This window comes from Streptococcus mitis (genome assembly GCF_003942695.1).
In the GTDB taxonomy this organism is placed as follows: domain Bacteria; phylum Bacillota; class Bacilli; order Lactobacillales; family Streptococcaceae; genus Streptococcus; species Streptococcus mitis_BD.
The window spans coordinates 253,094-265,180 of record NZ_RJNU01000002.1; the positions used below are offsets into that span (position 1 = coordinate 253,094).

Annotated in this window: 13 protein-coding genes; 9 read left to right on the forward strand and 4 right to left on the reverse strand. The window is 42.0% G+C overall.

What is annotated here, in order from left to right; translation table 11 throughout:
• Positions 1-123: 123 nt before the first annotated feature.
• Positions 124-936, reverse strand: coding sequence for a Cof-type HAD-IIB family hydrolase (locus tag D8852_RS02480; RefSeq protein WP_125425105.1), 813 nt, complete (start codon positions 934-936; stop codon positions 124-126).
• Between the two features lie 187 nt (positions 937-1,123).
• On the opposite strand from D8852_RS02480, the gene D8852_RS02485 reads away from it, so the two are divergent.
• The 6 genes from D8852_RS02485 to folK all read left to right on the forward strand — a co-directional run bounded on the left by D8852_RS02485 (position 1,124) and on the right by folK (position 7,072).
• Positions 1,124-2,542, forward strand: a complete 1,419-nt coding sequence (locus D8852_RS02485) for an NCS2 family permease (RefSeq protein WP_125425106.1) — start codon at positions 1,124-1,126, stop codon at positions 2,540-2,542.
• A 60-nt stretch (positions 2,543-2,602) separates the two neighbouring features.
• Positions 2,603-3,310, forward strand: a complete 708-nt coding sequence (locus D8852_RS02490) for a CPBP family intramembrane glutamic endopeptidase (RefSeq protein ID WP_125425107.1) — start codon at positions 2,603-2,605, stop codon at positions 3,308-3,310.
• A gap of 103 nt (positions 3,311-3,413) precedes the next feature.
• Positions 3,414-4,358, forward strand: coding sequence for a dihydropteroate synthase (gene folP / locus D8852_RS02495; protein WP_125425108.1), 945 nt, complete (start codon positions 3,414-3,416; stop codon positions 4,356-4,358).
• 1 nt (position 4,359) lies between these two features.
• The gene (locus tag D8852_RS02500) at positions 4,360-5,682 is read left to right on the forward strand and encodes a bifunctional folylpolyglutamate synthase/dihydrofolate synthase (RefSeq protein WP_125425109.1); all 1,323 of its coding nucleotides are present in this window, start codon (positions 4,360-4,362) and stop codon (positions 5,680-5,682) included.
• A complete protein-coding gene (gene folE, locus D8852_RS02505) occupies positions 5,663-6,217 on the forward strand; it encodes a GTP cyclohydrolase I FolE (protein ID WP_000380934.1) in 555 nt (184 codons plus the stop codon). The genes D8852_RS02500 and folE overlap by 20 nt, the downstream gene beginning before the upstream one ends.
• A gap of 42 nt (positions 6,218-6,259) precedes the next feature.
• Positions 6,260-7,072, forward strand: a complete 813-nt coding sequence (gene folK, locus D8852_RS02510; RefSeq protein WP_093586005.1) for a 2-amino-4-hydroxy-6-hydroxymethyldihydropteridine diphosphokinase — start codon at positions 6,260-6,262, stop codon at positions 7,070-7,072.
• Positions 7,073-7,118: 46 nt separating this feature from the next.
• On the opposite strand, the gene D8852_RS02515 is transcribed toward folK, so the two are convergent.
• Positions 7,119-7,436 (reverse strand): DUF960 domain-containing protein, encoded by a 318-nt coding sequence (locus tag D8852_RS02515; RefSeq protein ID WP_000886039.1) that lies wholly within the window; start codon positions 7,434-7,436, stop codon positions 7,119-7,121.
• A 209-nt stretch (positions 7,437-7,645) separates the two neighbouring features.
• Between D8852_RS02515 and ccpA the strand changes: the two genes are divergently transcribed.
• A complete protein-coding gene (ccpA, locus tag D8852_RS02520; protein ID WP_038804599.1) occupies positions 7,646-8,656 on the forward strand; it encodes a catabolite control protein A in 1,011 nt (336 codons plus the stop codon).
• Positions 8,657-8,709: 53 nt separating this feature from the next.
• Here ccpA and D8852_RS02525 read toward each other — a convergent pair whose 3' ends face one another.
• A complete protein-coding gene (locus D8852_RS02525) occupies positions 8,710-9,672 on the reverse strand; it encodes an asparaginase (protein ID WP_125425110.1) in 963 nt (320 codons plus the stop codon).
• A gap of 65 nt (positions 9,673-9,737) precedes the next feature.
• On the opposite strand from D8852_RS02525, the gene D8852_RS02530 reads away from it, so the two are divergent.
• Positions 9,738-11,123, forward strand: a complete 1,386-nt coding sequence (locus D8852_RS02530; protein ID WP_125425111.1) for a Cof-type HAD-IIB family hydrolase — start codon at positions 9,738-9,740, stop codon at positions 11,121-11,123.
• Between the two features lie 35 nt (positions 11,124-11,158).
• Here D8852_RS02530 and D8852_RS02535 read toward each other — a convergent pair whose 3' ends face one another.
• Positions 11,159-11,611: a universal stress protein gene (locus D8852_RS02535; RefSeq protein WP_125425112.1), complete on the reverse strand. Its 453-nt coding sequence runs from the start codon at positions 11,609-11,611 to the stop codon at positions 11,159-11,161.
• Positions 11,612-11,777: 166 nt separating this feature from the next.
• On the opposite strand from D8852_RS02535, the gene D8852_RS02540 reads away from it, so the two are divergent.
• Entirely contained in the window at positions 11,778-12,077 is a 300-nt protein-coding gene (locus tag D8852_RS02540) for a hypothetical protein (RefSeq protein ID WP_125425113.1), read from the forward strand.
• The last annotated feature ends 10 nt before the right edge of the window (positions 12,078-12,087 follow it).

Sequence of the window (12,087 nt, forward strand, 5' to 3'; positions counted from 1 at the left end):
ATTTTTAAAAAATGTATGAAAATAAAGCTAGAAAATTTAATATAAAAATATTGAAAATAAGCCCTAGTTATGAAAACTGAATGAAAACAAAAGGAAAGGTTGCAGAACAGCAACCTTTCCTTTTTATAGGAATAACTCTTGTAAGGCGTGGGCAACACCATCTTCTTCATTGGTTAGTGGGAGTTGCTCATCTGCATAGGGAAGCAAGTCCGGATTGGCATTTTTCATGGCATATCCCTTGCCTGCGAAAGCCAGCATTTCTCTATCGTTTTGCTCATCACCGAAGGCAATTAAGTCTTTTTTATCACGATTCATCACATTGAGCAAATATTCGAGGGCAAAGGCCTTGTTTACCCCTTTGGGAGTACACTCGAGGATGTTGAGGGGGCCTCCCCAAGTATTGATGGATAGTTGGTGTTGATAAAAACGATTCATCTCGTCTGCTAGAGCGTATTTGTCCTCAGCTCTTGTTTGCAAGAGGATGCAGTTGGGGTCCTTGGTCACCAGTTCAGGCTTGAATTGATTTTCAGGTTGGAAATTTTCCACACCAAATAATTTTGGATCTGCGATTTCTTCATTAGGAGCTGTAATGTAGAATTTCTTACGGTATTCTCCAGCAATAAAGTCAGCTTGGATATCCTCTTTGCGTTGGACCATGTCCAAGAGGTATTTTTTGTCCAAGGTCAAGCACTTTTCATGCGCCCAAGTCTGTCCGGGTAGATGAGTGAGGGAACCATTAAAGTTAATCATGGGAGTATGCAACTCTAGTTCACGGTAGAAGTTCTTCGCCATGCGGTAAGGACGGCCTGTCGTGATGACAACATGGTGCCCCTTTTCAGTAATTTTTTTGATTGTCTTTTTGGTAAAATCGGAGAGCTTGCTTTCACCATTGAGCAAGGTTCCGTCCAAATCGACTGCAATAATTTTTTTAGTCATATAAACCTTCCTAGTCGTTTCCAGATAAGATGTCTACTATTATATCAAAAAGAAAGAAGAAAAACAGACTCAAAACAAAAAATAAAAATTCCATTTTGTTAAATAATTCAAACAAACATATTGAAAAGGTGAATGATAAATGATATAATACTCATATTGTTCGTAAAAAAACAAAAGGAGATTAAAGATGGACAAACTATTTAAACTAAAAGAGCACGGGACAGATGTCCGTACAGAGGTGCTTGCTGGTTTAACAACATTCTTTGCAATGAGTTATATTCTCTTTGTAAACCCTCAAATGCTTTCCCAAACGGGTATGCCTGTTCAAGGTGTGTTCTTGGCAACGATTATCGGTTCTGTAGTCGGTACTTTGATGATGGCTTTCTATGCTAATTTGCCGTACGCACAAGCACCAGGTATGGGACTAAATGCTTTCTTCACATTTACAGTTGTATTTGGGATGGGCTATACTTGGAAAGAAGCTCTTGGTATGGTCTTCATCTGTGGAATTATTTCACTGATTATTACCTTGACAAATGTTCGTAAAATGATCATCGAATCTATTCCTGCAACACTTCGTTCAGCTATTTCGGCTGGTATTGGTGTTTTCCTTGCCTATGTTGGGATTAAGAATGCCGGTCTCTTGAAATTCTCAATCGATCCAGGTACTTATACGGTAGCAGGTGAAGGAGCAGACAAGGCTCAAGCTGCACTTACAGCAAATTCAGCTGCCGTTCCAGGCTTGGTAGACTTCAATACTCCAGCAGTATTGGTGGCTCTTGCAGGTCTGGCTATTACCATCTTCTTTGTTGTTAAAGGCATCAAAGGTGGAATCATTCTTTCTATTTTAACAACGACTGTCCTTGCTATTGCTGTGGGTGTTGTGAATTTGTCAGGGATTGACTTTGCTAGCAACAATCTTTCATCAGCGATTAATGATCTAGGAACTTTGTTTGGTGCAGCTCTCGGTTCAGAAGGTTTAGGGTCTTTGATTTCAAACACTTCGCGTTTACCAGAAACCTTGATGGCTATTCTTGCCTTCTCACTAACGGATATTTTTGACACAATTGGTACTCTTATCGGTACTGGTGAAAAAGTTGGTATCGTTGCGACAAGTGGAGAAAACCATGAGTCCGCTAAATTGGACAAGGCTCTATACTCTGATTTGGTAGCAACTTCGGTAGGTGCCATTGCAGGTACTTCAAACGTAACAACTTATATTGAGTCAGCAGCAGGTATTGGTGCTGGTGGACGTACAGGTTTGACAGCTCTAGTAGTTGCTATCTGTTTCGCCCTATCTAGCTTCTTTAGCCCACTTCTTGCTATTGTTCCTTCAGCAGCAACAGCACCAATTTTGATTATCGTCGGAATTATGATGCTTTCTAACTTGAAAAATATTCCTTGGGATGATATGTCAGAAGCAGTTCCTGCCTTCTTTACTTCTATCTTTATGGGATTCAGCTACTCAATCACTCAAGGGATCGCAGTTGGTTTCTTGACATACACCTTGACAAAACTTGTCAAAGGTCAAGCCAAGGATGTGCACGTGATGATTTGGATTTTGGATGCCTTGTTTATCCTGAACTATATTAGCATGGCGCTATAAGCTATAAATGGTATAATATAGAAAGGGGGTCTTCCCCTTTTTATTATAAGGAGGTATATCATGAAGAAAAAAAGTATCTGGCAAGAAATTCTGGATAGAGGAATATGGGTGTTGATTTTTTTAATAGGATTGGTGTTATCCCAACTTCCTTTAATTTTATCTGCCCTTTTATCCGCCAGACAATTCCCACTCCTCCAGTCAGGACTTTTGGTGGCTTTGCTGTCGGTTGTTATTCTAACTGTTTTTATCTTTAGTGCGCGAAAAACAGAGATTGCGACCTTCAATCTTTCTTTTTTCAAGGCAAAAGATCTAGCCCGCTTGGTTTTGAGTTATTTGGTTATTTTCACAAGTAACTTATTCGGCTCTGCCTTGCTTCGTCTGATGAATGAATCTACGACCAGCAACCAATCAACTATTAATAATCTGGTTCAGAATAGCTCGCTGATTTCCAGTTTTTTCTTACTGGTTCTGATTGCTCCCATTTGTGAGGAAATATTGTGTCGTGGCATTATCCCTAAAAAGATCTTCCGTGGGAAGGAGAAGTTGGGTTATCTTGTAGGTGCAGTCGTCTTTGCCTTGCTCCACACACCGACCAATCTGCCTTCTCTCCTTATCTATGGAGGAATGTCGACAGTTTTAACTTGGACAGTTTACAGAACAGAACGCTTAGAGATGTCGATCTTGCTTCATATGATTGTCAATGGGATCGCCTTTTGTTTGCTGGCTTTACTGGTTTTGATTAGTCGAAATGTAGGCTTGCCTTTCTAAACCATTTCCTTACTTGGAAAAGATAAATGCTAGCGTATCCATCTTTTTCTTTTTATGGTAAAATAGAGAAATAATGTGGTGAAAAACCTTGAGGAGTGACCTTATGTCCAATAAAGCTAGTCAGGCAAAAACAGCCATTTGCGGAATTATCAATGTAACCCCAGATTCCTTTTCGGATGGTGGTCAGTTTTTTGCTGTTGACCAGGCTCTCCAGCAAGCTCGTAAATTGATAGCAGAAGGAGCGAGCATGCTAGATATCGGTGGAGAATCAACTCGTCCGGGCAGCAGCTATGTAGAGATAGAAGAGGAAATCCAGCGTGTTGTTCCAGTCATCGAAGCTATCCGTAAGGAAAGTGATGTCCTCATCTCCATCGATACTTGGAAAAGTCAGGTGGCAGAGGCTGCTTTGGAAGCTGGTGCCAATCTAGTAAATGACATCACGGGTCTCATGGGAGATGAGAAAATGGCGGATGTGGTTGCTAAAGCTGGAGCGAAAGTAGTCATCATGTTTAATCCAGTCATGGCGCGACCTCAGCACCCTAGCTCGCTCATATTTCCTCGTTTTGGATTTGGGGATCCTTTTACAAATGAAAACTTGGCGTACTTTGAACAACTACCAGTAGAAGATTTGATGACCGCGTTCTTTGACCGAGCTCTAGCGAGAGCGGATCAAACTGGGATAGCAAGAGAAAATATCCTGCTGGATCCAGGAATTGGCTTTGGTCTGACCAAGAAAGAAAATCTCCTTCTTTTACGGGACTTGGATAAACTCCATCAGCAAGGCTATCCAATCTTTCTTGGAGTTTCGCGCAAGCGGTTTGTCATTAATATCTTGGAGGAAAATGGTTTTGAAGTCAATCCTGAGACCGAACTTGGTTTCCGTAATCGAGACACGGCTTCGGCTCATGTAACCAGTATCGCTGCGAGACAGGGTGTCGAAATAGTGCGCGTGCACGATGTTGCCAGTCACAGGATGGCAGTTGAAATTGCCTCTGCTATTCGTTTGGCAGATGATGCGGAAAATCTAAATTTAAAACAATATAAATAAGATGAACGAAATTGAAAACAATCAGTGGATTGCCCACTACCGGACCGACCAACCGCATTTCGGTTTGGAACGAATGGTAGAACTCCTAGCTCTGCGAGGCAATCCCCATCTCAAACTCAGGGTTATCCATATCGGTGGAACCAATGGCAAGGGGTCTACCATTGCTTTTTTGAAAAAGATGTTGGAAAAGCTAGGTCTAAGAGTTGGTGTGTTCAGCTCGCCCTATCTCATTCATTACACGGATCAGATTAGCATCAATGGGGAATCCATCCCAGAAGCGAGACTAGAAGCCCTCATGGCAGACTATGAGTCTTTGCTTGAGGGGGAATCTTCTGACAATTTGCAGGGGACAACCGAATTTGAGATTATCACAGCTCTAGCTTATGATTACTTTGCCTCAGAGCAAGTAGATGTGGCTATCATGGAAGTCGGCATGGGTGGTCTTTTGGATAGTACCAATGTCTGCAAGCCGATTTTAACAGGAATTACGACCATTGGACTGGATCATGTAGCCCTACTTGGTGATACCTTGGAAACCATAGCAGAGCAGAAGGCTGGTATTATCAAGCAAGGCATTCCCTTGGTGACAGGTCATATTGTTCCTGAAGCCTTGACTGTGATCGACCCTATTGCAGAAGCTAAAAATGCACCTAGACTTGCCTATGGAAGTGATTACCAGGTTCGTCATCAAGAAAGCGTGGTAGCGGGTGAAATCTTTGACTATACAAGTTCTGTCAGACAAGGTCGCTTTCAAACAGACCTGATCGGTTTGCACCAGATAGAAAATGCGGGGATGGCGCTTGCTCTCCTAGACACTTATTGCCAGGAGACTGGGCGAGAATTAGCAAGTAATGCCTTGGTTGCTCAAGCTTTGAAAGAAACCAGATGGCCAGGGCGTTTGGAGGTCGTGTCTAGTGACCCCTTGCTACTTTTGGATGGGGCCCATAATCCCCATGCTATCAAGGCTTTATTAGTAACCTTGCAAGAACGTTTTGCGGATTATCATAAGGAAATCCTTTTTACCTGCATCAAAACCAAGGCCCTGGACGATATGTTGGACTTGTTAGAAACGGTGCCAGATAGTCAATTGACTTTAACCCATTTTGACGATAGTCGGGCGACTGATGAAAACGTGCTGAAAGAGATAGCCAAGTCTAGAAATCTCAATTACCAAAGTTGGCCGGATTTTCTAGAGCAGAAATTGACAGATAAAAATGAAGAGAAAAAAACAGTTAGGATTGTCACGGGTTCCTTGTATTTCTTGAGCCAAGTGAGAGCCTATCTGATGGAGAGGAAGAACGAGAATGGATACACAAAAGATTGAAACGGCTGTAAAAATGATTATTGAGGCTGTCGGTGAGGATGCTAATCGCGAGGGATTGCAGGAAACACCTGCTCGTGTAGCCCGTATGTACCAAGAGATTTTTTCAGGTCTTGGTCAAACAGCGGAGGAACACCTGTCAAAATCCTTTGAGATTATTGATGATAATATGGTTGTAGAAAAGGATATTTTTTTCCACACTATGTGTGAACACCACTTCTTGCCCTTTTATGGGAGAGCGCACATTGCCTACATTCCAGATGGTCGTGTGGCAGGCTTGTCCAAGCTAGCACGTACGGTTGAAGTTTATTCTAAAAAACCACAGATTCAAGAACGGTTGAATATTGAAGTGGCTGATGCCTTGATGAACTATCTGGGGGCTAAAGGAGCCTTTGTTGTCATTGAGGCCGAGCATATGTGTATGAGCATGCGTGGTGTCAGAAAGCCAGGCACGGTAACCTTGACGACAGTCGCTCGTGGTCTATTTGAAACAGATAAGGACCTCCGAGATCAGGCTTATCGTCTAATGGGACTATAAAAAGAATCCGCTTTAAGCGGATTTTTCTAGAAAGGACAAGTTATGGATCAACTGCAGATTAAAGATTTGGAAATTTTTGCCTATCATGGTCTTTTCCCTAGTGAGAAAGAATTGGGGCAGAAGTTTGTTATTTCCGCAAGCTTATCCTATGATATGACCAAGGCAGCGACAGACTTGGACTTGGCGGCTTCTGTCCATTACGGAGAACTTTGTCAGCAGTGGACGACTTGGTTTCAGGAAACCACTGAGGACTTGATTGAAACGGTAGCCTACAAACTAGTAGAGCGTACCTTTGAGACCTATCCTCTTGTCCAAGAAATTGAGTTGGAACTCAAAAAACCTTGGGCTCCAGTGCATTTACCGTTGGATACCTGCTCGGTGACCATTCACCGTCGTAAGCAACGAGCTTTTATCGCTCTAGGAAGCAATATGGGGGATAAGCAAGCGAACTTGGAACAAGCCATTGACAAACTGCGAGTTCGAGGTATCCATATTCTCAAAGAATCCAGTGTCTTGACGACGGAGCCTTGGGGCGGTGTGGAGCAGGATAGCTTTGCTAATCAAGTGATTGAAGTAGAAACCTGGCTACCGGCTCCAGTCTTGTTAGAAACATTATTAGCCATTGAGTCAGAAATGGGACGGGTTCGAGAGGTGCATTGGGGGCCTCGTTTGATTGATTTGGACTTACTCTTTGTGGAGGACCAAGTCATTTATACAGACGAGCTCATCTTACCTCATCCTTATATAGCAGAACGCCTCTTTGTCCTTGAACCTTTATTGGAAATAGCTCCCCATTTTATTCATCCAGTACTCAAACAGCCTATACGCTACTTGTATCAAGAATTGAACAAATAGAAAAAACTCTAGTTCCTCAGCAGTTTGCGCCGAGAAGCTAGAGTTTTTAAAATAGGTCATTTTCTTCAGGAAGGAGGATGGTTTCTTTCCCGTCCATGTCTAAAACAAGGACCCGAGGAGGGTAAAGAGGGTCGAAGGGATGATTAAAATCAAAGTCGATACTAGTCGGCAGGTGCTGACTAGAGAAATGGAAGGTAATGGTCCCCTCGTTGTTTAGCAGTTGAAATTCAAGTTCCTCTTCTAATTCAAAGACGTTTTTCAAAAAATGATCGATAATAAACCATAAAGAGTCGATAACATCGTCAGGCAAGCTGGTCACAACGCCAAAACTGGCCGAACGTCTCTGAGTATTTGTAAAAGCCATAAACATTCCCTCCCTCCTTTTATTTTTCCTTATCATACAGCAAAACATCCCAAAAATCAAGAAATCGTACTCGCTTTTTCAAAATGGGAATAGGTTGTGAAATTTTTTCAAAGTTTCTCTAAAAAATACTTGAAAGTGTTTACAATAAGTGATAAAATGGAGTAAGCAGATGTATGAAAGCGAAATTTTCAATATAGAAAGGAAATAGAATGAACACAGATGATACAGTAACGATTTATGATGTTGCCCGTGAAGCTGGGGTTTCAATGGCAACTGTTAGCCGTGTAGTGAATGGCAATAAGAACGTCAAAGAGAATACTCGTAAAAAAGTTCTAGAGGTGATTGATCGTCTTGACTACCGTCCAAATGCGGTAGCGCGTGGCTTGGCCAGCAAGAAAACCACGACAGTTGGTGTTGTGATTCCAAATATCACTAATGGCTATTTTTCAACCCTAGCCAAAGGAATTGATGATATTGCAGAGATGTATAAGTACAATATCGTCCTAGCCAACAGTGATGAAGACGATGAAAAAGAAGTTTCAGTAGTTAATACTCTCTTTTCAAAACAAGTTGATGGTATTATCTTTATGGGCTATCACTTGACTGAAAAGATTCGTTCAGAATTTTCTCGTTCACGGACACCAGTTGTTCTTGCTGGTACTGTGGATATAGAACACCAACTTCCAAGTGTCAATATTGATTACAAACAAGCAACGATTGATGCCGTCACCCATTTGCTTCAAGAAAATGAAAAGATTGCCTTTGTCAGTGGGCCACTTGTTGACGATATCAACGGTAAAATTCGGTTGATTGGTTACAAAGAAGCATTGAAAAAGGCAGGAATCCCTTATAGCGAGGGCTTGGTATTTGAGTCTAAATACAGCTATAATGATGGCTATGCCTTGGCAGAACGCTTGGTTTCTTCACAGGCTACAGCTGCAGTTGTGACAGGTGATGAATTGGCTGCAGGTGTGTTAAATGGCTTGGCAGATCACGGTATTTCTGTACCGGAAGAGTTTGAAATCATTACGACAGATGATTCTCAGATTGCACGATTCACTCGTCCAAACTTGACTACTATTGCCCAACCTCTTTATGATCTAGGTGCTATCAGCATGCGTATGTTGACTAAAATCATGCACAAGGAAGAGTTGGAAGAACGTGAAGTTCTTCTCCCTCACGGTTTGACAGAACGTCGTTCGACACGAAAACGCAAATAGAAAAAATCAGGGAATCGAGAAGATTTCCTGATTTTGTATTCTAGAGAAGAGGATTAGCCTTCCATATAGTCTTTTAAGGCCTGCCCTTTTAGTCCCGCGTTGATAGCAATCAATAATTTGAGGCGCGCTTTTTGAGCATTGAGTTCTTTGACAAAGAAAACACCAGAATTTTGTAATTGAACTCCTCCCCCTTGGTAGGCATAAACAGGTTCAGCAATTCCGTTAAAACAACGTGAAACCAAGGCGACTGGAATGCCTTTTTGGAGGAGACTTTCTAATTTTTGAGCTGTTTCTTTGGGTACATTACCTGCTCCAAAAGCTTGAACGACTAATCCATCTAGGTGATCTAGGTCAAGCATATCAATCAGCTCATCTGTCATACCTGCATAGGCCGAGATGATGGGAACTAGACCTTGAATATGCTCGAGATCAAAACGGACACGAGGCTCAGCTGTTTTGAAGTAGAGGATTTCTTGCTTCATGATGAGACCGAGAGGCCCGTGAGTAGGAGTTTGAAAGGTACCGACGTTGGTCGTATGGGTTTTGGTAACATACTTGGCTGCGTGGATCTCGTCGTTCATGACGACCAAAACACCCTTGTCGGCTGATTTGTCATCGCTGGCGACTCGTAAAGCGCTCAGATAGTTGTATACACCGTCGCTACCGAGTTCATTTGAACTACGCATAGCTCCTGTTAGAACAATGGGCATGTGTGGGATTTCCATGGTATCAAGGAAGTAGGCAGTTTCCTCTAGCGTATCTGTTCCATGTGTGATGACAACTCCATCGTAGTGGTCTGCTTTCTCTTTGATTTTATGATAGAGTGCAAGCATATGCTTGGGTTTGATATGGGGACTCGGTAGGTTAAAAAAGTCTAGGGCATGAACCTCAATCCCTTCAAGTGGATTGGAAACATGGTTCATGGGATTGTCCTGACTAGTTATAACGGCACCAGTGGCGTCTGCTTGCATGGAAATAGTCCCACCTGTATGTAAAACAAGGATTTTCTTAGGCATGAATTACTCACTCTTTCTGAAATGTGGTATAATCATTGTAACACAAAAGGGGAGAATGGGGTAGGATGGAAGTCAAAGCTGTTTTTTTTGATATCGATGGAACGCTAGTCAACGATCGCAAGAGTGTTTTGAAATCCACTAAGGACGCGATTAAGATTGTCAAAGAGCAAGGAGTGCTTGTTGGAGTGGCGACAGGACGGGGGCCTTTCTTTGTCAAGGAATTGATGGAAGATTTAGATCTAGATTTTGCAATAACTTATAACGGACAATATATCTTTAATAAAGAAAAAGTTTTATTTGCTAGTCCGATTGCTAAGTCAAGCCTGCGTCAACTGATTGCCTATGCTAAAAAGGAGCGAAAAGAAATCGCTCTTGGAACCGAGCATGCTGTTGTTGGTTCGAAAATTATGTCATTTGGTCTTGGGTCCTTTTCACAGCTGGTTAGTCGTTTTATTCCGACTGTGCTGACAAGAACTGTTAGTCGCTCTTTTAATCGAATGGTTAGTAAGGCAGTCCCTCAAAAGGAAGATGACCTACTTCGTTTGATCAATGAGCCAATCTATCAAGTGTTAATGCTGATGACTCCTGAAGAATCTGAGAAAGCTGCAAGTGATTTTGAAGATTTGAAATTGACTCGAAGCAATCCCTTCGCTGCGGATATCATCAACCAAGGGAATTCCAAACTAGAAGGCATTCGTCGAGTTGGGAAAGAGTATGGTTTTGATCTCAATCAAGTCATGGCCTTCGGAGATTCAGACAATGACCTGGAAATGTTGGCAGGTGTTGGTATGTCTGTAGCTATGGGAAATGGCAGTAGCAGCGTCAAAGAAGTTGCCAAGCACATTACAGCAAGTAACCAACAAGATGGCATCCACAAGGCGCTCGAGCACTTTGGTGTTTTGGCTTCAGAAAAAGTTTTTGTCAGTCGAGATTACCATTTTAATAAGGTCAAGACCTTCCACCACATGATGGACGAACGGACGCAGGAAGAGCCACAAGCATGGGATATTGAAGGGGCGACCCATCGTGCAGACTTTAAAATTGAAGAATTAGTAGAGTTTGTCCGCGCGGCAAGTTCTTCGGAGGAAGAATTCCAGCAGGCACTTAACAGCATGCATGCGGCACTTGATAAGGCAGCCGAAAAGGTGAGGCAAAAAACGCCTGCCCAAAAAGATCTAATTGGACAGGTTGATGCCCTAATCGATACACTGTATTTTACTTACGGCAGTTTTGCCTTGATGGGAGTGGATCCAGAACGCATCTTTGATATTGTGCATGAGGCAAACATGGGGAAGGTTTTTCCTGATGGAAAAGCCCATTTTGATCCAGTTACACATAAAATCTTAAAACCAGATGACTGGGACGAAAAATATGCTCCAGAACCTGCTATCAGAAAGGAACTGCAGCGTCAGCTCAAGGCTTATGAGCGACATAAAGAGAGAAATAAGTAAGAAAAAAGGGAGCCTAGCAGGCTCCTTTTATGTTCCTATAATGTTTTTTCTTGTTCTCTCACGACGAGCAAATCAACTTTTGCGTGGCGGAGGATGTATTCAGATGAAGAGCCAACCAAGAGGCGTTCAAAGGCATTAAGACCTGTTGCACCGACGAGAATCAGGTCAACATTTTCTGCGTCTGGAATGGTACGGGCAAGGAGGGTTTTGGGATTTCCCATTTCGATGACGATGTGAATCTCCGTCACGCCCGCATCTCTCGCACGTTTTTCGTACTCTTTCATCAAACTTTCAGCGTCGACTTGGAGTTCTTCGTAAACTTCAGCATCAAAGGTAGACACGCTTTGAAGAGCGCGTGTGTCAATAACATGGGCAATGGTGAGCTTGGAATCATTGCGTAGAGCAGTATAAACACCTTTAACAAAAGCCAAGTCTGCCTCTTTAGAACCATCAATTGCAACCATAACATTTTGGTAACGTTGTGCCATAATGAAACCTCCTGAAATTTTCTTACTTTTATTGTAATCCTTTTCACTAAAGAAGTAAAGTAAAAATCATATTTAAATAAATATTATCGGAGATTCGATTTGGTGGAGATATGTTAAAATAAAAGAAAACGGGATATTAGGAAACATAGTGAAGGGATGAGAAAGTATGAAAGATTTTGTTCAAGCTTCTAAAAAAATAAGTCTTCTTTATCATGGAATTATCCTTGCATCACTTGTAGGAGAAGTAGTGATGCTTTGGCAGCTGGAAAGAGTCGTGCCTATTCTCTATCCATATTTTGTTGGTTTTCTTCTCTTTCACTTAGTCTACCACATCATTTTATTTGTGATTGCAAAGAGAAGTGGTCGCTTGGATTATTTGGTCACGTGGGGGCTCTTTCTCATGTTTAATCTTTTGTATGATTCCTTTTTAGCATTGGTCTTTCTAGTTTTGTCTTTTGGTATGTGAGAAAATGCTT